The organism is Komagataeibacter xylinus NBRC 15237, assembly GCF_001571345.1.
GTDB classification, from domain to species: domain Bacteria; phylum Pseudomonadota; class Alphaproteobacteria; order Acetobacterales; family Acetobacteraceae; genus Komagataeibacter; species Komagataeibacter xylinus.
Genome location: NZ_BCTP01000012.1, coordinates 64,622 through 86,533 on the forward strand (window position 1 = coordinate 64,622; position 21,912 = coordinate 86,533).

Annotated in this window: 10 protein-coding genes, 3 pseudogenes and 1 other annotated feature; of the genes and pseudogenes, 8 read left to right on the plus strand and 5 right to left on the minus strand. The window is 60.1% G+C overall.

Annotated features, from left to right (window positions below; all coding sequences use genetic code 11):
• Positions 1 to 96: 96 nt before the first annotated feature.
• Both GXY01S_RS07135 and tkt read right to left on the minus strand, forming a co-directional pair.
• A complete protein-coding gene (locus GXY01S_RS07135) occupies positions 97 to 2,961 on the minus strand; it encodes a bifunctional transaldolase/phosoglucose isomerase (RefSeq protein WP_061273551.1) in 2,865 nt (954 codons plus the stop codon).
• 86 nt (positions 2,962 to 3,047) lie between these two features.
• Positions 3,048 to 5,168 carry a transketolase gene (tkt, locus tag GXY01S_RS07140; RefSeq protein ID WP_061273553.1) on the minus strand — a complete coding sequence of 707 codons (2,121 nt, stop codon included), beginning with the start codon at positions 5,166 to 5,168 and terminating at the stop codon, positions 3,048 to 3,050.
• Positions 5,169 to 6,189: 1,021 nt separating this feature from the next.
• Here tkt and GXY01S_RS07145 point away from each other — a divergent pair.
• A complete protein-coding gene (locus tag GXY01S_RS07145) occupies positions 6,190 to 7,671 on the plus strand; it encodes a sugar porter family MFS transporter (RefSeq protein ID WP_061273555.1) in 1,482 nt (493 codons plus the stop codon).
• An 81-nt stretch (positions 7,672 to 7,752) separates the two neighbouring features.
• Here GXY01S_RS07145 and GXY01S_RS07150 read toward each other — a convergent pair whose 3' ends face one another.
• Positions 7,753 to 8,649 carry a fructose bisphosphate aldolase gene (locus GXY01S_RS07150; protein WP_061273556.1) on the minus strand — a complete coding sequence of 299 codons (897 nt, stop codon included), beginning with the start codon at positions 8,647 to 8,649 and terminating at the stop codon, positions 7,753 to 7,755.
• A 291-nt stretch (positions 8,650 to 8,940) separates the two neighbouring features.
• On the opposite strand from GXY01S_RS07150, the gene GXY01S_RS07155 reads away from it, so the two are divergent.
• On the plus strand, positions 8,941 to 9,918 hold the full coding sequence (locus tag GXY01S_RS07155; protein ID WP_061273557.1) for an alpha/beta hydrolase: 978 nt from the start codon (positions 8,941 to 8,943) through the stop codon (positions 9,916 to 9,918).
• Positions 9,919 to 10,097: 179 nt separating this feature from the next.
• On the opposite strand, the pseudogene GXY01S_RS07160 reads toward GXY01S_RS07155, so the two are convergent.
• Positions 10,098 to 10,618: pseudogene (locus GXY01S_RS07160) on the minus strand (IS5 family transposase); the annotation flags it as partial.
• 826 nt (positions 10,619 to 11,444) lie between these two features.
• On the opposite strand from GXY01S_RS07160, the gene GXY01S_RS07170 reads away from it, so the two are divergent.
• The 4 genes and pseudogenes from GXY01S_RS07170 to GXY01S_RS07190 all read left to right on the plus strand — a co-directional run bounded on the left by GXY01S_RS07170 (position 11,445) and on the right by GXY01S_RS07190 (position 18,730).
• Complete coding sequence (locus tag GXY01S_RS07170) at positions 11,445 to 14,636, plus strand: efflux RND transporter permease subunit (protein WP_061273588.1); 3,192 nt, start codon at positions 11,445 to 11,447, stop codon at positions 14,634 to 14,636.
• On the plus strand, positions 14,636 to 15,823 hold the full coding sequence (locus GXY01S_RS07175) for an efflux RND transporter periplasmic adaptor subunit (protein WP_061273561.1): 1,188 nt from the start codon (positions 14,636 to 14,638) through the stop codon (positions 15,821 to 15,823). The genes GXY01S_RS07170 and GXY01S_RS07175 overlap by 1 nt, the downstream gene beginning before the upstream one ends.
• On the plus strand, positions 15,820 to 17,406 hold the full coding sequence (locus tag GXY01S_RS07180) for an efflux transporter outer membrane subunit (RefSeq protein WP_061273563.1): 1,587 nt from the start codon (positions 15,820 to 15,822) through the stop codon (positions 17,404 to 17,406). The genes GXY01S_RS07175 and GXY01S_RS07180 overlap by 4 nt, the downstream gene beginning before the upstream one ends.
• A 103-nt stretch (positions 17,407 to 17,509) precedes the next feature.
• A pseudogene (locus GXY01S_RS07190) lies at positions 17,510 to 18,730 on the plus strand (IS3 family transposase).
• Positions 17,783 to 17,899: a sequence feature (AL1L pseudoknot), on the plus strand. (Overlaps the previous pseudogene by 117 nt.)
• A gap of 42 nt (positions 18,731 to 18,772) precedes the next feature.
• Here the strand turns inward: GXY01S_RS07190 and GXY01S_RS07195 are convergent.
• A pseudogene (locus GXY01S_RS07195) lies at positions 18,773 to 19,329 on the minus strand (DNA methyltransferase); the annotation flags it as partial.
• A gap of 276 nt (positions 19,330 to 19,605) precedes the next feature.
• Between GXY01S_RS07195 and GXY01S_RS07200 the strand changes: the two are divergent.
• Positions 19,606 to 21,045: a DUF6880 family protein gene (locus tag GXY01S_RS07200; RefSeq protein WP_061273568.1), complete on the plus strand. Its 1,440-nt coding sequence runs from the start codon at positions 19,606 to 19,608 to the stop codon at positions 21,043 to 21,045.
• Positions 21,046 to 21,195: 150 nt separating this feature from the next.
• On the plus strand, positions 21,196 to 21,912 hold a 717-nt coding region (locus GXY01S_RS07205), incomplete at its 3' end, for a tyrosine-type recombinase/integrase (RefSeq protein ID WP_061273570.1).

Below are 21,912 nucleotides of genomic sequence, written 5' to 3' on the forward strand. Positions count from 1 at the left end.
TGGCAGGGACGTGCCCTGCGCTTCAGCCCGGATTCGGACTGGTGAAAAAGAGGCCCCGCCATTTGCCGGTCATGACGGGGCTGTTCCGCCGCGCGATCAGACGGCGGCCCTGATGGCCTGCGCCAGTTTTTCGAGACCGGCTTTAAGATCACCGTGGATATGCACGCGCAGGGCGCGACGGCCGCGTTCGCCCAGCACTTCCAGGTCCCCACGGGCCTGGGCTTCCTTCACGATGCTGAAGGTATATTTCTCACCCGGCACCGGCAGGTTGACATCGTCATCACACGTGATCTGCACGAACACGCCCGTGTCGGGGCCGCCCTTGTAGGCCTGCCCGGTGGAATGCTGGAAGCGCGGCCCGAATTCGGCAGCCGTGGCCAGTTTCAGCCCGTCACGCACCGACAGCCGTACCTGCTGCAGCCATTCACGCGTGGCGGTGTCACGGTCGATATAGGCCAGCAGGGCAACATAATCGCCCGCCCTGCCCCGGGCGAAATGGGCCTTCAGGATCGCTTCCGCCGTGTCGCCCTTCAGGGCGGCTGCATTTTTGTGGTCGGCGTAGAAGGCAAACGCGCCATCCTTGGCAAACGGCTCGTAGGGCGGCAGCCTGCCGGTTTCGTTATAGGCGGTCGTGATCTTTTTGGTCTCGATCTTCGAGGCCTCGACATCGGGCTGGTTGAAGGCATTGATGCCGATGATCGAACCGGCGACGGCGGTGGCGAATTCCCAACGGAAGAATTCCTCGGCAATCTGGTAGCGGTCATGCAGTTCGATGGTCACGACCGGCTCACCCGCCGCGATCAGTGTCTTGAACGCGGCATCCTGCTTCTCGCACGGTTTTTCGCTCAGGCGCAGGTAGATGAACACGCGGTCCTTGCCATAGACGGATGCAGGTCCGGCGGTTTCGCCATCAATGGGGATCAGGCCACGGCCGTCCTTGCCCGTTGATTCCGCCAGCAGTTGTTCCAGCCAGGCACCCATGTCGTATATGGCAGGCGATGCCAGCAGCGTGACCTTGTCGCGGCCAAACGAGCGGGCTGCCACGCCGAGCACGCTGCCCAGCACGACGCCGGGATTCTGCGCGGGCGGGACAGAAGCCGCGCAGGATTTTTCCCCCCGCAGGGCGGAGTCCAGCAGCCGCTTCAGCGGCAGGCCCGCGATGGCTGCGGGCACCATGCCGAAATCGGACAGCACGGAATACCGGCCACCGATCTGCTTGTTGCCGTAAAAGATTTTCCAGAAGCCGTCCTTCTTCGCCACGTCTTCCATGTGCGAACCGGGATCGGTCACGGTGATGAAGTGTGAGCCGGCCTTGTCACCGAGCACCTTTTTCGCCTGATCGAAGAAGTAGGCCTTGAGGATGTTGGGCTCCAGCGTGCCGCCGGATTTGGACGAGACGATGAACAGCGTCCTGCTGATGTCGATCCTGTCCTGAAAATCCCGGATCTGCTGCGGGTCGGTGCTGTCGAGCACATACAGGTGCGGGAAACCCTCATGTCTGCCGAACGTCACTGACAGGACTTCCGGCCCGAGGCTCGATCCACCCATGCCCAGCAGCAGCGCGTCACGGAAGCCGCGCGCCTTCACTTCGGCCTGGAATTCCTCAAACTTCGCCAGATCCAGCAACTGGTCATCGACAATGCTGAGCCATTTCAGCCAGCCTGCCTCGTCACGGCCTGTCCACAGCGTGGCGTCCTTCGACCACAGGCGGCGGACGTTACCCTGCGTGCGCCATGTTTCCAGTTCAGCCTTGACCGCCGTATCAAGATCGGCAGGCAGGTTGAGCGTGGTCGTGGTCAGTTTGTGGTCCAGAAACGCCGCCTGCTTGGCGGCAATCGCGCCAAGCAGGGCGTCGAAGGCCTCCTCGAAGCCACGCACCCCTTCATCCACAAGGGTCCGGGTCACGCCATCCAGATCAAGGCCAAGGCGCCGGGCTTCGCCGATGACCGCGTGCGCGCCCGCCACGTCCTGTGTCAGGGTCGGGATGACCCTGCCGTGATCGCGGAAATCATCAAAGGTGGCGGGCGGGATGGTATTGACGGTTTCCGGGCCGATCAGGCCGTCCACATACAGCACGTCGCTGAACGTTTTGTCCTTCGTGCTGGTGCTGGCCCACAGCAGACGCTGGGGCATGGCGCCTGCCTGCGCCAGTTTCTGCCAGCGCGGGCTTTTTACTACGGTCTGCCAGTATTCATAGGCCAGCTTGGCGTTAGCAATGGCCACCTTGCCGCGCAGGGCCTTCAGGGCAGTGGCGTCCCTGTCGCCTGCCGCAATGCGATCATCGATTTCACCGTCGATTTTCACATCGATGCGGCTGACGAAGAAAGAGGCGACGCTTGCGATCCCCTTCACGCTCTCGCCACGGCTCAGGCGGGCCTCCAGCCCGGCGATATGGGCTTCCACCACCTTTTTATACGCATTAAGCGAGAACAGCAGCGTGACGTTGACATTGATCCCTGCGGCGATGGCGGCCTGAACTGCGGGCGCGCCTTCATCCGTGCCGGGTATCTTGATCATGAGGTTGGGCGCCCCCACCGCAAGCCACAGCCGCCGCGCCTCGGCGATGGTGGCGTCGGTATCACGCGCCAGATAGGGCGAGACCTCAAGGCTGACATAGCCATCCACCTTCGCGGTCTGTTCATAGACCGGGTGCAGCACCTTTGCCGCGGCACGGATGTCCTGGATCGCCAGTGTTTCATATAGCGTCCCGGCATCCACGATCTGATGTTCGAGGATCTGGCGGATCTGCGGATCGTAATCGGTGCCGTGCCCCATGGCTTTCTGGAAAATGGACGGGTTGGAGGTGACCCCTTTCAGCCCGTCTTCCTCCACCAGCTTTTTCAGCCTGCCGCTTTCAGTATAGGAGCGCTGGATGAAGTCCAGCCACGGGGACTGACCAAAGCGGGCCATCTGTTTCAGCGGATTGGCAGCGTCACTGGTGCCGGCGTCATACGCGGTCATGGTGTGGTTCCTTCATGTGTTGCTGACAGCCATCCGGCGCATGGCGCGTGGTGGCTGTCCTGTCGCAATTATGGTTGGGCAGGCGGTCAGCGCCGGGCGGCAAGCTGTTTGCGGGCTTCGGTCAGGACGGCGTCCACCGTGAAGCCGAATTTGACCTCAAGTTCACCCGCCGGGGCAGACGCGCCGAAGCCATGCATGACGATGGTTGCCCCCTGCAGGCCGACATAGCGTTCCCACCCTAGGCGGGCAGCCTGTTCCACCGCCACGCGGGCAGTCACATCGGGCGGCAGCACGCTGTCGCGGTAGGACTGGGGCTGGGCCTCGAACAAATCCCATGACGGCATGGAAACGATGCGGACCTTGACCCCTTCGGCCTTGAGCTGCTCGAAAGCCTTCACGATCAGCCCGACCTCGCTACCCGTTGCCATAAGGATGACATCCGGCGTGCCGGGGCTGCTGTCGGCCAGCACGTAGGCTCCCTTGGCCAGACCGGTGGCCGGGGCATAGGTCTTGCGGCAGAGTGTAGGCAAGTTCTGGCGGGTCAGCACCAGAACAGTGGGCCGGTTGCGCAGCGGGACAAGGGTGCGCCAGGCCTCGGCCACCTCGTTGGCGTCCGCCGGGCGGATCAGCGTGACTCCCGGCGTGGCCCGAAGCTGCGCCAGTTGTTCGACCGGCTGGTGGGTCGGGCCATCCTCCCCCACCCCGATGGAATCATGGGTGAAGATATACAGCACCGGCAACTTCATGAGTGCTGCAAGGCGGATGGGCGGCTTCATGTAATCGGAAAAGATGAAGAAGCCGGAGCAGTAGGGCCGCAGATAGGACAGCGCCAGCCCGTTGCAGATCGACCCCATGGCGTGTTCCCGCACGCCGAAGTGCAGGTTGCGCCCGCCATAGGTGCCCCCCCATTGCGGGGGCTGGAAATCACCGGCCCCATCGAATGTCAGGTGCGTCTTGGTAGAGGGCGACAGGTCGGCTGACCCGCCAATCATCGACGGGTAGCTGGCAGCCACCTGATTGAGCACGGTTGCGGAGCTGGCGCGGGAGGCAAGACCCTTGGTATCCGCAGGGAAATCGCTGATCTGGCGATCCCAGCCTTCGGGCAGCTTTCCGGCCAGGATCAGGTCAAGTTCGGCCGCAAGGTCGGGGTGTGCCGTGCGGTAGCGGGCCAGCAGGTCATACCATGCCTTGCTGGCGGCAGCCCCGCGTGTGGCGATGCCCTGCTGGAAGTGTTCGGGCACGCCCTCGGGCACATAGAAGCTTCTATCTTCCGGCCAGCCGTAGAATTTCTTGGTTTCGCGGATTTCTTCCACACCCAGCGGGGAGCCATGTGCGGCTGCCGTGCCCGCCTTGTGTGGCGAACCCCAGCCGATGATGGAATGCACGATGATCAGCGTCGGCCGGGATGTTTCCGCCTTCGCTTCGGCCAGCAGGCGGCGGAAATCGCCGGTATCATTCGCGTCCTTCAGTTCCAGCACATGCCAGCCATAGGCCTCGAAGCGTTTATGCACGCTTTCGGTAAAGGCGATGCGGGTATTGCCCTCGATGGAAATATGGTTGCTGTCATAGATCCATGTCAGGTTCCCCAGCTTCAGGTGGCCCGCGATGGATGCGGCCTCGCTGGACACGCCTTCCATGTTGTCGCCATCACCGCAGAATGTGTAGATGTGATAGCTGAACAGGTCGAAGCCGGGTTTGTTGAAATGCGCGGCCAGCCATTTCTGGGCAATGGCCATGCCGACGGAATTGCCACACCCCTGCCCCAGCGGGCCGGTCGTGGTCTCGACGCCTGCGGTGTGGCCGTATTCCGGGTGGCCCGGCGTGCGGGAATTGAGCTGGCGGAACTGCTCGATATCCGCAAGGGTCAGCGAAGGCCGGTTGGCCAGAACGCGCCCATCTTTCACATCACGGATACCGGCAAGGTAGATCAGCGAATACAGCAACATGGAGGCATGGCCGATCGACAGCACGAAGCGGTCGCGGTTGGGCCACAGGGGATTGGCGGGATCGTAGTTCAGCACCTCGCGCCACAACGCATAGGCTGGCGGGGCCAGCGCCATGGGCGTGCCCGGGTGGCCGGAATTGGCTTTCTGCACCGCATCCATGGCCAGTGTGCGGATTGTATTGATGCACAGGGTATCAATATCCACCCGTGCAGTGCCGGCACCATCGGGTGCCCATACGGGACAGGGAAATAATGAACGCATGAAAACCGTCCTCCATTGTCACGGCCAGCCCTGTGAGTTCCGGGCGTTACATGAAACTGCATGAAGGGACGGCTTTCATCCTGTCATGCCCGCATGTCACGTACGTCACATATCTGTGCCGAGATCCATTACCCTGCTGCCATCCATGACAGTACAGGGACTGATGCGCTGACATCTTTCCAATATAACCCGAGGTCTGGATGTAATTGATTCAGTCCTGCGGTTCATTCACATGGAACAGGCCGTCATGTCCGGCGCGGCAGTTCCTGCATTGAAGTCCCAATCCTGCCCTAAGGCCAGCCTCGCTCATTCACGAGTTCTTGATACGCATTTATTCTTTCCACGCATGGGCATACATTTTTTATATGCTGTTGTGAGAATGTGACAAGATATTTCATACCCTGAAAATTTGCCGTTAACCGCCGTTTTTTTTACAGAAATCAGGGGGCTGGAACACATGGGCGCATGGACCGTGCCAGACACCCCGAAACTGGCCCGGATATTGCTCTGGTACACAAAAATATGTGCAGGATCGCATATTGAAGAAATAACAGAGAATCTTAATCGAATGTCTTTTAGAATTTACGGATATAACATATGTAAACATGCAATACGTTCACGGAGTCGATTCAATCCGGCGCGCAGTTCTTATGACAGCACCGATTCTGTTACTTATATCTGCAATACGGTTTGCACATATAATGTTCAAGATATCTTTCCATGAGGCATTTTCTCGTCCAGAACATTGAAAGTAACGGATATTGGGCCTGACGAATGGCCCTTTATCACCGTTATCAGGATTTTCTTCGATTTATATAAAAATTCTAGATATCCGGGTCACAGAAAAATGTTGGCGACCGGGTTCATATCTGTTGTTCAGCAGGGGGCAATCCATGCATTGATGCATGCATGTCAGCGTCTGTAATGACCCGGCCGTTCACGCTGGCCGGGCCGGACCTTTCCCATTCATCATGTAGCGGAACAGCCGCATCCCAATAAATAACAAGAAAAGGTGTCACGCATGCCCGAAGACGATCTGGTTTCCCGCGCCATGACACATGCCAGTCCACAGGGGCAGGCCACCTCTCCTGCCACGCCAACGACGGGACATGCCATTGTGGTGGGGGTGCTGGCGGCCCTTGCCGGCCTCATGTTCGGGCTGGATACCGGAGTGATTGCGGGCGCGCTGCGCTTTATTGGCACGGATTTTGATGCATCGCCACGCATGCAGGAATGGATTGTCTCCTCCATGATGGCGGCGGCGGCCGTGGGGTCACTGATTGCCGGGACAATCTCGTTCCGTTTTGGCCGCAGGCGTGCGCTGCTGGGGTCGTCCATTCTTTTTCTGCTTGGCTCCCTGATCAGCGCATTGGCCCCATCCGTCACGGTGCTCATCATCGGTCGGATTTTCCTGGGCTTCGCGGTGGGGATCGCGGCCTTTACGGCGCCGCTCTACATATCCGAAGTTTCGGCGGTGGCGCAGCGTGGGTCGATGATCGCGTGTTACCAGTTGATGATGACGGGCGGCATCTTCCTGTCCTACGTGACGGATGGGGTGCTGGCGAATGGCGCGCACTGGCGGTGGATGCTGGGACTCATGACAGTGCCCGCGACCGTCTTCCTCATCGGCTGCCTGTTCCTGCCGGACAGCCCGCGCTGGCTCATGATGCGCGGGGAAAAACTGCGTGCCCGCACGGTGATGCGCTACCTGCGGCCAAGCCCGCAGCAGGCGGACCAGGAAATATCCGATATTGCCACGGAACTGACCCGAGGCCGGTCGGAAGGGTTTTCGTTTTTCCGCAACAACGCCAACTTCCGCCGCTCGGTCGGGTTGGGCATCGTGTTGCAGATCATGCAGCAGCTGACCGGCATCAATGTGCTGATGTATTACGCGCCCAAAGTCTTTCAGGCCGCCGATTTCGGCGCATCCGCCGCAGGCTGGGCCACGGCGCTGATCGGTCTGATCAACCTCGTCGCCACATGCGTCGCAATCGTGACCGTTGACCGCTGGGGCCGCCGGCCGCTGCTGCTGCTCAGCTGCGCCATCATGACAGGCAGCATGCTGCTGGCAGGTGGCCTGGTTGAATATGGTGGCCATGACACCACAGCCCAGATCGCCATGGTCGGGTCACTGCTGGTGTTTGTGCTGGGGTTCGCCATTGGGGCCGGGCCACTGGTCTGGACATTGTGCGCTGAAATCCAGCCCCTCCGCGGTCGTGACTTTGGCATTGTCTGCTCCACCTTTACCAACTGGGCGACCAACTGGGCGGTCAGCAATACATTCCTCAGCGTGCTCGACACATTGGGCGAAGCCCATACCTTCTGGCTGTTTGCTGGCATGAATGCCCTGTTTATCGCCATCACGCTGTTTTATGTGCCGGAAACAAAAGGGGTTTCGCTGGAAAATATTGAATCGCACCTGCTTGCCGGCTGGCCCCTGCGCGACCTTGGCGCGCGCTCCATGCCGCAGGACGCAAAAATATCCACACGTCCATCTGCCTGAAACGGACGGCGGGCGGACAAAAAAACGGCTTCCGGAATAAACCGGAAACCGTTTTCTGTCTGAGATCAAAAAGGACGGGTATCAGACCTTTTGCGTCGAAGCCTTGAAGATCTGGTCGATGGATTTTGCAAGGGCCGCATCAAAATCCGCATCCGTCATGGTGTAGCGCAGGTCTTCAAGCAGCGCGCGCGAGAAGCTGGCGATCATGCCGTGGTTGGCCGCCAGAAGCTGGCAGGCCTCATCACGCGGATACCCACCGGACAGCGCCACCACGCGCTGCACGCGCGGGTGCTTGATCAGGTCAAGATAAAGATCAGCCTTTTCAGGGATCGAGACCTTGATCATGACCTGATAGTCACCCGGCAGCGCATCCAGCCCACGGTGCAGTTCATCATGCAGCAGGGCTTCCGCCCCTGCTTTGTCCGGGCTTTTGATCAGGACCTCAGGCTCCATGATGGGCACAAGACCGCGCGCTGCAATCTGTTCGGCCAGGGTGAACTGCTGCTTTACGATAGCAGCGACGCCCTCGCGTTCGGCCAGGCGGATGACCGAGCGCGCTTTCGTGCCGTAAATGCCCTTGCTGACCGCCTGATCCAGCATGGCTTCAAGGGTGGGAATGGGCTTCATCATCTGCACGCCGCCGGCTTCGGCCTCCAGCCCCTTGTCTACCTTCAGGAACGGGACAACCCCCTTTTCCTGCCACAGATAGGTGGGGACGGGCGTGTCGTTGACCAGTCCGTTCATGGTCTGCTCGAACAGGATGGCGGCGAGGATCTTCCTGCCCGTAAAGGTCGGGGCGGTAATGACCCGGACCCGCATTTCATGCATCAGGGCAAACATCTGGTCATCGGTGCTGTAGGCACTATCGGGTATGCCGTAATGCCGCAGCGCGCCCGGCGTGGACCCTCCACTCTGGTCAAGGGCCGCGATGAAGCCCGCATTTTCCGACATGTTCTTGCGCATCTGATCAATAGGCATTTTATTTGTCCTATGCTTGGTATTTACATGTGATCGTGACGATGGGTGCTTAGCATATATGATTTCAGACACCTTAATTGATTAATGAGATAAAATATAGGTGAATAAAAATAAATACAAAAAACGCATACAAGCATATTGTATCATGAAACAATGCGCCTGCATGCACCGCTCCCGGATTCATAAGCCTGAATGCCCTGAATAACACTTTCTGTTCAATCAGTTGGACGTGATGATGCTGCTGATCCGATGCCTTCTATCGTAAGGAAAAGATAATGTGGAGAACCTGTCATGCCTCACAATCCCGTCGCCCCGGAATTTCGCGCGACCCTGAAAGTCCTGCCCTCCTTTGATGGTCTTGCAGATGAGACCCTGGACCAGACCCGCAAGGCATTCATTTCAGCCATCCGCAGCGTCAAGGTTACCGAATATCCTGACGTCAGGGTTGAGGAAGGCCACGTGCCCGGGCCGATGGGCGCGCCGGCCGTTCCGGTTGTAACCTACAGACCCATGGCCCCTCACCCGAATGCCCCTGCTCTGGTCTATATCCATAGTGGCGGGATCGTCAGCGGCACACCGGAAGTCGATGATGCACGCTGCCGGCAGATGGCCAGCGAACTGGGGCTGGTCATTTTCTCGGTTGATTACCGTCTGGCGCCAGAAGCCCCCTACCCTGCGGCAATCGAGGATTGTTATGCCGCCCTGAAATGGGCACATGATCATGCGACCGACCTTGGAATTGACCGGAACCGCCTGATTATTGGAGGAGATAGCGCGGGCGGCGGCCTGACAGCCTGCCTTGCCCTGCTGGCACGCGATCGGGCGGAAATCAAAGTCCTTTTCCAACTGCTGATTTATCCCATGCTCGATGACCGGACCGGAACAACACTCATGCCATCGCCTGTCCTGGGCGAATATATCTGGACGCGTTCCGCCAATCATTACGCATGGAACGCCTATCTTGGTAAAACGCCCGGAAGCGCAGGCATTTCAGAATATGCCGCGGCCTTTCGTGCAATGGACCTGACAGGCCTGCCGCCTGCCTATATCGGCGTAGGGTCCCTGGACCTGTTTTTGGACGAGGATCTGGAATATGCCCGGCGCCTGATGGCCGCTGGCGTGCCGACAGAGGTCTGTGTCGTTCCCGGTGCCTATCATGTCTTTGACGTGTTCATTCCCGACGCACCCATGAGCAGACAATTCAGAGACTCTTATTTTACCGCCCTGAAACGCGCCATTTCCCCAGATTTTTTTCAAAATCCGGTCTGACGCGCCTTTATGGCGACGGGAATTGATTTTACTGAGCACCGACCCAAGCCTCCACACTCCCCCGGCAGTATCGCCGGGGGTTTGAAGCGTGATCCGCATGGAGCTGCTAGGGCTTGTTAGGCCTTGATATAGTCTGCTGTAGCCGCGATGAGGATGACAGGACGAGATCCACGGTTTCAAAGATCTTCACGAAATTTATGTGAGGCATACCCACGATCGCAGACGACATAGGTCGGTGGGTGTGGCCGCTCGTCGCGCAGGGCATAAGCGGATGGCAGTTCGTGCGCCTGTCCGGGTGACAGCGTGAAGGACATTGCCCTGCCATGGCCGTCTGCGGCTACGCAGACCCTGGTGCCAAAACCCCCACGTGAGCGGCCAGGCGCCTCACAATCTCTGCGGCGTTCACTGTATCCCCTTTTTTGGCGGTCCCGGCCGCCTTGTGATGGGCACGGATCGTCGTGCCATCGAGAACGACCATGTCGAGAGCCTGATCCCTGTCTTTGACCTTTTCAAAGAGGCGCTCCCACACCCCAAGCTTCGACCAGCGAATGAACAGTTGTGCGGCAATCCACCAGGGACCAAACTCAGATGGCAGGGCGCGCCACTTCGCGCCGTTCTGATGGCGCCAGAAAATCGCGGAGATCGTCCGTCGAAGGTTCTTCGGCGGGGTCTTGCCCTTCGGGCGGACCTCCTCGATCAAAGGCTCCCAGACGGACCATGCGGTATCGGAAAAAACAGACTACATCATGCTCATCATAAACAGCTATGCAGCCCGTTCTGTCATTCAAAGCCCAACAGGTTCTAGACTTACAAAGTAATGATCTCGCGCAGCTTGCGGTAATGCAGGGTCGCGGTATTACGATTGACACCCACAAGTTTGGCGGCACTCCGTTCGGGCGGACCCGCAACAAAGTGCTCCAGAAGCCATTTTTTGGATGCCTACAGATAACCGGTTACGACGCCGTGATTTCATAGGATATATCAAGCCTCTATCGGCATAATTATGCCCGCCCCATGAATTTTGGGGTGCCGCATTTTTTTCAAGCGGCGTTTTCATGACAGCATGCTCTTGCGCGTCAATACAATAAAAGTTTCATAATAAAATTAATTTCATTTCAAAGATAAATGTAAATATCAGTTCATTAAATATTTAAAATAAAAAATATACTGAGTTGTAATGAAAATTATTTTAAATCTTATCTGTTCATACTTTGTAAAAAAACGCTGTATCTGTCGTTCAGGCACAGCCCGCGGATTCAGGCGGGCCCGTCCATCACCCATCCTGCTGGAGTGTCCCCGTCATGCCCCCTGTGCTGCCTGAATATTCCTGACCCGCGCCTGCCCGCTGGCGCGATCCGGCGGGGCATATTGCGCCATCATGTCATACAGACCTCCCCGATGCGGGCTGCATGAAGCCGTCATGCGCCCGGTCCGGGCGCATATGCCAGTCAGGAATGCCATAAACGCAATAAAACCGCATGCGGACACTTATGCGGTTTTTCGTGATACAGGGAATTACCCATCCCATGAATGCCATCGTAGTCACTGCACTGCGTCGGCCCTATACCTTTGTGGTGCTTTCGATCCTGATCGTGGTCTTTGGCATCATGTCGGTATGGCGTACGCCGACGGATGTGTTCCCCAATATCCGCATTCCGGTCGTGTCCGTCGTGTGGACCTATGGCGGCATGCTGCCTGAGGAATTCGCAGGCCGGATCATCTATAATTACGAACTGATGGTAACCTCGACTGTCGAGGGCATCGAGCATATGGAAAGCAGTTCGTATTACGGGCGCGGCATCGTCAACATATACTTCCAGCCCGGCACCGATATTGGCAAGGCGGAAGCGGAAGTCACCGCTATTTCCCAGACGGTGATCAAGCAGTTGCCCGAGAACATCCCCTCCCCCATGGTCATGAGCCTTGATGCCTCATCCGTGCCGGTGCTTACGCTTCAGGTCACGTCGGATAAACAGACGCCATCCGACCTGTTCAAGCTGGCGATGATCCGCGTGCGGCCGCTGCTCGTCACCGTGCCGGGTGCAGTGGTGCCGCAGGCCTATGGCGGCATGGACAGTTTTGTCATGGTGGCGCTGAACCAGCAGCAGCTTCAGGCGCATCACCTCTCGGCCATGGATGTGCAGAACGCCCTGCGCGGGCAGAATATCGTGCTGCCCGCGGGCGACCAGAAAATCGCGGCCACCGACTGGATGGTGCAGACCAACGCCACTCCGCGCTCGATGAAGGAACTGGGCGATATTCCGGTCAAGCGCGTGGGCAATGCCGTGATCTATGTGCATGACGTGGCCGAGGTCTATCGTGGCGGCCACCCGCAGACCAACCTTGTGCTGGTCAAGGGCAAGCAGGGTGTCGAGATCGTGGTCATGAAAAGTGGCGATGCCTCGACGCTCGATGTGGTCGCAGGTGCCAAGGCACTCCTGCCACGCATCCAGAAACTGCTGCCGCCCGATGTCAAGGTGAGCATTCTGGGCGATGCCTCGGTATTCGTTAAGGATTCCATTTTCGATGTGGTGCGCGAGATGCTCACCGCAGCCTTCCTGACCGGCATGGTGGTGCTGCTGTTCCTCGGCTCATGGCGGCCTACCGTCATCATCGCCACCTCCATTCCGCTGGCCATATTGTGCGCCATCATCGGCCTGCACTGGGCGGGGCAGACCATCAATGTCATGACGCTGGGCGGACTGGCGCTGGCGGTGGGCATTCTGGTCGATGATGCCACGGTGATGATCGAGAACATCGACGCGCATCTTGAAATGGGCAAGACGCTGGAACCCGCCATCATTGATGCGGCCAACCAGATCGTCATCCCCACCTTTGTCGCCACCACCTGCATCTGCATCGTCTGGCTGCCGCTGTTCGGGCTGAGCGGGGTGGCGGGCTGGCTGTTCATGCCCATGGCGGAAGCCATCATCTTCGCCATGATTGCGTCGTTCATCCTCTCGCGCACGCTGGTGCCCACCATGGCCAAATACCTGCTGGCTGGCCACAGCGTGGCGGGGCATGGGGATTCCCATCACTGCGAGCCGCAGGTGCATAACCTGCAATACCCCAGACGCCTGCCCGAGCGCTTCCAGCAGGCGTTCGAGCGCGGCTTCAACACTTTCCGTGAGCGTTACGGAGCGCTGCTCGAGCGCGCCATTGCGCGGCGGGGGCGGTTCGTGGCCATATTCCTTGGCGTATCGGTCTGCTCGCTGGGGCTGTACCTGATCGCGGGGCGCGACTTCTTCCCCGAGACAAAGTCCGGCACGCTGCAGATGCACATGCGTGCGCCCCTTGGCACCCGCATCGAGGTGGCGGGCCGCGAGGCCTCGCTGGTGGAGGACCGGGTCAACGCGCTGTTCCCCGGCAAGGTGGAAAGCATGATCGAGAACTGCGGCCTGCCCGAAGGCGCGCATAACCAGGCCTTCATCCCCACGCCCACCATCGGCACGCAGGACTGCGACATCACCATTGCGCTCAAGGATGAGGAAACCCCGGTGTGGGATGACCGCGCCATCCTGCGCCGTGACCTTTCGGCGCGTTTTCCCGGCACGGTGTTCACCTTCCAGCCTGCCGACCTTACGGCAAAGATCCTGAATTTCGGCTCCCCTGCCCCCATCGACGTGCAGATTTCCGGCCCCGACCTGCGCGATAATTACGATTACGCCCGCCTGCTCGTAAACCGGCTGCGCGGGGTGCCGGGTGCTGCCGATGTCGTGATCCAGCAGACCATGAAGACACCGACCCTGTTCGTGCAGGGCAACCGCACCTTCGGCCAGGCCACCGGCATGACGGAAGCCGACCTTGCCAATAACGAACTCATGACCCTTTCAGGCAGCCAGACGGTGGACCCGCAATACTGGCTCGACCCGGCCACGGGCATCACCTTCCCGCTCAATGTCTATGTCTCGCAGGACCAGCTGACGCATTTCAACAACCTCATGACCATTCCGGTCGACAAGGGCGATGGTGACCCGCAGGGGCGGCACATGCAGTTGCTTGGCGGCATCAGCGATGTCAGCGCCACCGGCACGCCGGGGCAGGTCTCGCACTTCAATTCCATGCCTGAGGTGGACATCTATGTTTCCGCCGAGGGAGCGGATCTGGGGCAGGTCACCACCGGCGTGCAGCATGTGCTGGACCAGACGCGCGACAAGGTGCCCTCCACCGCCGCCGTGGTGGTGCGCGGCCAGACCGAGACCATGCGCCATGCCTATATCGAGCTTGTGTTCGGGCTGGTGGTGTCGGTGCTGCTGATCTACCTGCTCATCGTGGTCAACTTCCAGTCCTGGCTGGACCCATTCATCATCATCTCGGCCCTGCCCGCAGCCCTTGCAGGCATCGCCTGGGCGCTGTTCCTGACCCATACGCGCCTGTCTGTCCCGGCATTGACGGGAGCCATCATGTGCATGGGCACGGCCACCGCCAATTCCATCCTTGTGGTGTCCTTCGCCCGCGAGCGGATCGAGGAGCATGGCGACGCGCTGCGCGCAGCACTCGAGGCGGGCTATGGCCGCATCCGCCCCGTGCTGATGACGGCACTCGCCATGGTGATCGGCATGGTACCCATGGCCATGAGCAATTCGCAGAACGCGCCGCTGGGCCGCGCCGTGATTGGCGGGCTGCTGGTGGCCACCGTGTCCACGCTCCTGTTCGTGCCCTGTGTTTACGCAATCCTGCATAACCGCGCCCCCCGCAACCGCGAGGAACTGAACTGATGTCCACCCGGGAATCCCGTAAGATGCTGATGCTGGCCGGCGCCACGATCCTTGTGGGCTGGTGCGGTTACCTGCTGGTCGGGCGCATCCACCATGCCACTGCCCTGCGCCATGATGCGGAACAGGCTGCCGTGCCTGATGTCATGGTCATCGCACCACGCAGGGAGGCCCGCCATGTCAGCCTCGACCTGCCCGGCACGATCGAGGCGTGGTACCAGGCCCCCATCTACCCGCAGGCCTCGGGCTACGTGCATATGTGGTACAAGGACTACGGCGCCCGCGTGGCGGCAGGCGACGTGCTGGCCGAGATCAACACCCCCGGCCTTGATGCCCAGTTTGCGCAGGCGCAGGCCGACCTTCAGTCCTCTCAGGCTAAATACGACCTTGCGGTGGTCACGGCCCAGCGCTGGCGGCTGATGGGCAAATCACAGGCGGTATCGGGCCAGTCGGTCTCGGTGCAGGATGCCAACGAGAAATCGGCCTCGGCTGACCTTGAGGCCGCGCGCCACAACCTTGACCGCTACGCCGCCCTCGAGCGTTTCAAGGTCATTGTCGCCCCCTTTGATGGCGTGGTGACGGAGCGCGACATCAACGTGGGCGACTACGTGCATGAAGGCGGCGGCAACCTCAACGCCACGGGGGCGGCCAGCGAACTGTTCAGCGTGGCCGATACGCACCAGATGCGGCTGTTCGTCTCGATACCGGAGAACATGTCCTACATCCTCCAGCCCGGCCTGCATGCCAACGTGCGGGTGCCGCAGTTCCCCGATCGTACGTTCGAGGCGAAGTTTCTGACCGTATCGGGCGGCTACGACCCCGATACCCGCACCAGCGTGAGTGAATTCGTGATTGATAATTCCGACCACGCCCTGTGGCCCGGCACCTTCGCCGCCGTGACCCTGAGCGCGCCCGAACAGGCGGCCCACCAGAGCATTCCCACCGGCGCGCTGGTGTTTCAGGAGCACGGCATGCAGGTCGCCGTGGTGGATGGGCAGGAGCGCGCACATTTTCATGACATAACGGTAGGCCGCATGGGCGATGGGGCAACGCAGGTCCTCTCGGGCATAAACCCCGATGACCGGATCATCGACAACCCGCCTGCCGACCTTCTGGAAGGCGAGCGCGTGCATGTGGTCCAGCCCGCTGCCGGATACAGCAACGACACCGATGAAAAGGACGATGAATGATGGCCTCTACCATTCACCGCGCCACGTTCATGGGCGCTGCCTGCGCCATATCGCTGCTGTCACTGACGGGGTGCGACCTTGCGCCCGCCTATCATGCGCCGCATTACGTCATTCCCGCCACATGGCAGGGGCAGGCCCCGTTTGGCGTAGCCCACCCGATGGATGACACCATTCCCGCGCAGTGGTGGCAGAGTTTTGCCGACCCCGAACTGGATACGCTGGAAGAGGCGGCCATGGCCCATAACGGCGACCTGCAGGCCGCCAGCGAGCGCTTTTTGCAGGCGCGCGCCATTGTAAGCGAGGCACGGGCCGACCTGCTGCCGCATTTTGGCGTGGCCTTTGGCGGCAGCAACAACAAAAGCTCGGCCGAGCGGCTGTTCCGCTACAAGGGGCCGATTACGGATTCCGATGAATTCTATGGTGGCATGGCCTCGTGGGAGCCGGATTTCTGGTCCTCCATCCGCAACCGCGTGCGCCTGCAAAAGGATTATGCCCAGGAGCAGGCCGCGCAATATGCCGCCGCACGGCTGAGCCTGCAGGCCGAACTGGCCAGCGATTACTTTACCCTGCGCGGGCTGGATGCGCAGGCGGCGATCTATACGCAGTCGATCCGCTATTATGAGGAATCCCTGCGCGTGACCCAGACCCGGCTGATGGATCAGGCGGCCTCCCGGCTGGATGTGGCGCGTGCGCAGAACCAGCTTTACACCACGCAGGCCCGCCTGCTCGACATTCAGGCCCAGCGCGAGGTGATGGAGCATGCGGTCGCGGTTCTGGTCAATGTCGCGCCCTCATCCTTCCATATTGCGCCCGATGCCCACCTCAATACCACCCGCTTCGCACTGTCCGCCCCCCTGCCCTCGGACCTGTTGCAGCGCAGGCCCGACATTGCCATGAGCGAGCGCCAGATGGCGCAGGCCAACCGGGCCATCGGCATTGCGCGCGCCGCGTTCTACCCACACGTATCCTTCCAGATGAACGGGGGGTTTGATGATAACGGCTTCAACCTCGCCAATCTGGCCAACAGCATGTGGTCGTATGGCGCCACCGTGACCATGCCGGTGTTTGAAGGCGGGCTACGGCGCGCACAGTTGCAGCAGAGCTGGTCCGCCTACCGCGAAACGCGCGACCATTACCGCGTGACCATTCTCAACGCCTTTCGCGATGTGGAGGATGGCCTGTCGCGCACCAACCGGCTTGATGGTGAAAACGGCCGCCTGCGTGCCGCCGTAGGGGCTGCCAGCCAGACGCAGGACATCACCATGAACCTGTATAAAGGCGGTCTTGCCACCTATCTCGATGTGCTGATCGCGCAGGTCAGCACGCTTGATGCCCGCATCCAGCAGGCCGAAATCCAGACCCGTTACCTGCAGGCGCAGGTTGGCATGATCCGGGCCTGCGGCGGGGGATGGAATGCCGCAAGCCTGCCCGCGCCCGACACGCTGTTCTCGGTGGACCCGCTACAGTATTCCGGCCTGCATAACGCACGCCCCACAGGTGACGTGCCGCCGCCCCACAGCCACGGCCCCGACCCGGATGACAACCTGACCGGGCCAGTCCTCTCGCCGCATACCGGTCCATGAGAACAAGGCATGCAGGGGATCGACCGCATTGTCAAAAGGCCCTTAATAAGGAGTGAACTGCCCCGGGTTTACCGGAGAGTAAAACTCTCGGAGGATGAGCCCTATGGTAGAGAAGAAGACATCGCGTTATTCGCCTGAGTTCCGTGAGCGCGCCGTGCGCCTTCTGGACGAGCATCGCTCGGATGACCCGAGCCTGTCGCGAGATTGGTGGCAAGCTGGGCTGCTCGGGCGACAGCCTGCACGACTGGTGGAAGCAGGCCCGGCGGGACGCGGGTGCGCAACCGGGGCCGACCACGGCCGAGACGGCACGGATCAAGGCGTTGGAGCGTGAGGTCCGTGAACTGCGTCAGGCCAATGAGATCCTCAAGAAGGCCTCGGCTTATTTTGCTCAGGTAGCGCTCGACCGCCCGTTTCGCAAATGATCGCGTTTATTGAAACCTGCCGTTCCGATTACGGGGTCGAGCCAATCTGTCGCGTTCTGCCGATTGCCCCGTCCACGTTTTACCAGCAGGCGGCCATGGCAAGAGATCCGGGCAGGGCCAGCCCGCGTGCCCTGCGTGATAGGGAACTGATGGAACATATCCGCCGGATCTGGCAGGATAATCGTGCTGTTTATGGTGCGCGCAAGGTCTGGCACAGCCTGCAGCGTGAAGGACGACAGGTTGCGCGCTGCACTGTTGAGCGTCTGATGCGGCAGATGGGTCTGAAGGGTGTAATCCGGGGCCGGAAGGTCATCACGACCCGTCCGGATACGGCGCGCCCCTGTCCCGATGACAGGGTCAACCGGCAGTTCCGGGCCGAGAGCCCCAACCAGCTCTGGGTCTCGGACTTTACCTATGTCCAGACCTGGAATGGCATGGTCTATGTGGCGTTCGTCATCGATGTGTTCGCCCGCAGGATCATGGGCTGGAAAGTCTCGACTTCCATGACCACCCAGTTCGTGCCAGATGCCCTTGAACAGGCCATCTGGCAACGAAAGCCCGCGGGAAACAAAGCGCTGATCCATCATTCGGACCGTGGATCACAATACCTGTCGATCCGATATACCGAACGCCTGGCACTGGCTGACATCGATGCCTCGGTCGGCACGGTCGGTGACAGCTACGACAATGCACTGGCTGAGACCATCAACGGTTTATACAAAGCCGAGGTCATCCATCATCTGGGGCCATGGAAATCCATGGCGCAGGTCGAATGGGAAACCCTCAGATGGGTGGACTGGTACAATAACCGACGCCTGCTGGCGCCAATCGGCTACAGGCCGCCCGCCGAAGCCGAACGCGCTTTCTATGCAGATCAGAGCAGGCTTGATATCGCTGCCTGATTACTAAACAAATCGCTCTCCGGTAAACCCGGGGCAGTTCAAACCCGAACCCGCGAACGGGTCCAGAACCAGCCCCCGGCCGGACAGAAGGCTTCCACCAGGGGAAGGATTACCGCCACCGGCTTCTGGGTAGGATGCAGTTTATTGCCCTAATAGGGCATGTCGAGCACGTCCGGGATGGGCTTTGCGGGCGGTGTCACGTTGCCCTTGGCCAGCAGATAGGCGCTTTCATGTTCATAGCGAAGAAACCGGGAAGATGAGGAATACGACTTGCGAAAGACGATATGCCCGACCATGCGGAATCCCGCCGCCTTCCATGCGTCGGCGAATAAATCAATTCGGTTCCAGCCATAAAAGCTGATAGCGAACCCGCCCCATTTCAGGACACGGTGCATCTGGTTGAAAGCGGGCCGAAGCCAGCACGCATTGTTGTCGTTGCGAACCTTTCGCCCGTCCCTGCTCTGATAATTCACAAGGTAAGGCGGGTCTGTCAGGATGAAATCCACCGTGTTGCGGGGAAGTGACCGCATGAGATGCACGCTGTCGCCGTTGACGATGATATTGCGGAAATCGGTCGCCGTGCTGGTGTTGCCGATCATGGTCTTTGCCCTTTGTTCCGCGAGGAACAGCCCCCGCTGTTCCTCTGCCTCGCGGCGAGCAGCGGGGTAGCAACGGCAAGGGCGACCGATGGGGAGGGGTATCACCCGGTCTGCACGGAGCACAGCGCAGGAAGATCGGGGACACCCCATCGGGCGGCGTCAGCACGCTGACGCGCACCGTTTCCGGCGCGAGGGCGGAGCCATTAGCTTTTTTCCTCTTTTTCATGGTGACGGCATTTGCTTGCGCCCCTGGGGGCACGGTCATAATCTGTATTCATGGCCCGCACTCCTTCGACAAAACCTGCCACCCGCAAATCCGCCGCATCCGCGAAAGTCGGCACGACCGTCACGAAAGAGAATTTGAAAGCGCTTGGTCCGGATCGGCTTGCAGACCTTCTGGTCGAGCTGTCGGAACAGGATGCCGTGCTCACCCGGAAGCTGCGCATGGCGCTGACAGCCACTCATGCGAAAGACAAACTTGGCAAGGAGATCGAAAAGAGGCTGCGAACGATCCAGTGTTCCCGTGGTTTCCTGCCCTGGGACCGGATCAAACCCCTCGCGACTGAACTCGACACTCTACGGCAATCCATTCTCGATGATGTTGCGACTACGGAGGTCGGACAGGCCATTTCCGCGATGCGTATTCTCGTGGAACTTACTCCTTCCGTTTATGAGCGCTCTGATGACAGTTCCGGTTACCTGTCAGATGTGTTTCGCGAAGCGGCCTCCGACCTTGGCACCCTCTGGGGACGACAGGCTGGCCGGGATCCGGCTGTCACCGTCAGGGATCTGCTCACGCTTCTCGATAACGACGGGTATGGCACGTGTGACCATCTAATCGCATCGTGCGGCGAGGCACTGGGGACTGCGGGCGCGGCCATACTCAGAAGCACGCTTCTTGCACGATTGCACGACCTTCCCGCCTCAAAGGCGAAGGGAGACTATCGTACCGACATTAGGCGCATTCAGACCCTCGGTCACCTGAAGGATCTGGCCGACGCGATGGGTGACGTCGATGCCTATATCGAAGCAGTCAGCCTGAGTGACCGCCAGTCCGCCTCTATCGGCGATGTTGCACGCCGCCTGCTGGACAAGGAGCGCGCCAGTAAGGCGCTCGAATGGCTCGACCGGGAGACTGAGGAGACGTCCCGGTCCCGCTCGGAAAACGACGATCTTCGGATCGAAGCGTGCGAAGCCGTGGGCGACCGCGACACAGCCCAGTCCCTGCGATGGAAAGTCTTTCAGGAACGCCTTAGCCTGCCGCACTGGCAAGCATACCAACGCCATCTCAGCGATTACGATGCGATTGATGCTGAAGAACAGACACTCAATTACATCCGTAATTTCCCGGTCAGGAGCGTAGCCCTTTCCACTCTTCTTGAATGGCCAGCGCTCGATGCCGCTGCCAATCTCGTGCGGGAACATACGGCGGAACTGGACGGGCGTGATTACGGGACACTCCGTCCGGCTGCCGATCGTCTGTCTGAATCGTATCCCAACGAGGCAACGCTTCTTTATCGCCTACTGGTCGAGGCCGTGCTGGATAAGGCGCTTTCTCGTTATTATTCCTATGCAGCGAAGGATCTCGCCTCCTGTCGACTTCTCGCGCTAATGCTGACAGCGACAAACGGCATGGAAACCCATGAAGCTTTTATGACCCGCTTGAAGGCGCAGCATAAGCGCAAGCTGGGTTTCTGGTCGCTGATCGGTGAATAATTAACGACAGCAATGGAGGGGTAGAACGAACCCGCTGCGCGGGATTGGTGCGGTGTGCAGGCCTGTCACCACGGCGTGAGCGATCTGTTTTATTTGGAACTGTCCTGATCGGGCCAAGCACTCTGGCTTCTTCCCACCAGAAGGAGCCGGATGATGACAGAGTCCCTGTGCATTGCTGCAATCAGTCCCCTTCGCCAGCGCCTGCTTGATGACATGGCGGTGCGGCGGTTCTCCCGGGAGACGCAGCGCAATTACCTTCGCGATGTCGGCCGTTTCGCCACGTTTCTAGGCCGCTCACCCCACACGGCAACAGTCGAGGATGTGCGCCAGTTCCAGATTGCGCAGAACGCGGCTGGCATGCCGACACCGACCATGAACGCCATCGTGTCGGCGCTGCGGTTTTTCTTCACCCAGACGCTCGACCGCCCCGACCTTGCACGCAAGTTGGTCCGGGTAGCGCAGCCCCGCAACCTGCCCGTCGTGCTGAGCCGCGATGAAGTTGCCCGGTTGCTCAACGCGACCGTATGCCTCAAGCATCAGGCCGCCCTGTCGGTCGCCTATGGGGCAGGCCTGCGGGTGGCCGAGGTCGCCGCTCTCAAGATCAGCGATATCGACAGCGAGCGCATGCTGCTCAGGGTCGAACGGGGCAAAGGGGGACGATATCGCAACGCCATGCTTCCGGCAGACCTTCTGCCCCTGCTGCGGGAGTGGTGGAAGGCCGGACGCCAGCAGGGCGTGATGCATTCCGGTGGCTGGCTTTTTCCCGGGCAGGACACCATGAGGCCCATCAGCACACGGCAGCTCCATCGTGTGGTTGTCGATGCCGCGCGGGCTGCTGCGATCACCAGACGTGTGGGGCCTCATACC

Bases quoted from the DNA above. Each gene is read 5' to 3' on its own strand.
- GXY01S_RS07145 (WP_061273555.1), top strand. From the start codon at position 6,190: ATGCCCGAAGACGATCTGGTTTCCCGCGCCATGACACATGCCAGTCCA.
- GXY01S_RS07150 (WP_061273556.1), bottom strand. From the start codon at position 8,649: ATGCCTATTGATCAGATGCGCAAGAACATGTCGGAAAATGCGGGCTTC.
- GXY01S_RS07135 (WP_061273551.1), bottom strand. From the start codon at position 2,961: ATGACCGCGTATGACGCCGGCACCAGTGACGCTGCCAATCCGCTGAAA.
- GXY01S_RS07175 (WP_061273561.1), top strand. From the start codon at position 14,636: ATGTCCACCCGGGAATCCCGTAAGATGCTGATGCTGGCCGGCGCCACG.
- GXY01S_RS07155 (WP_061273557.1), top strand. From the start codon at position 8,941: ATGCCTCACAATCCCGTCGCCCCGGAATTTCGCGCGACCCTGAAAGTC.
- GXY01S_RS07200 (WP_061273568.1), top strand. From the start codon at position 19,606: ATGGCCCGCACTCCTTCGACAAAACCTGCCACCCGCAAATCCGCCGCA.
- GXY01S_RS07170 (WP_061273588.1), top strand. From the start codon at position 11,445: ATGAATGCCATCGTAGTCACTGCACTGCGTCGGCCCTATACCTTTGTG.
- tkt (WP_061273553.1), bottom strand. From the start codon at position 5,168: ATGCGTTCATTATTTCCCTGTCCCGTATGGGCACCCGATGGTGCCGGC.
- GXY01S_RS07180 (WP_061273563.1), top strand. From the start codon at position 15,820: ATGATGGCCTCTACCATTCACCGCGCCACGTTCATGGGCGCTGCCTGC.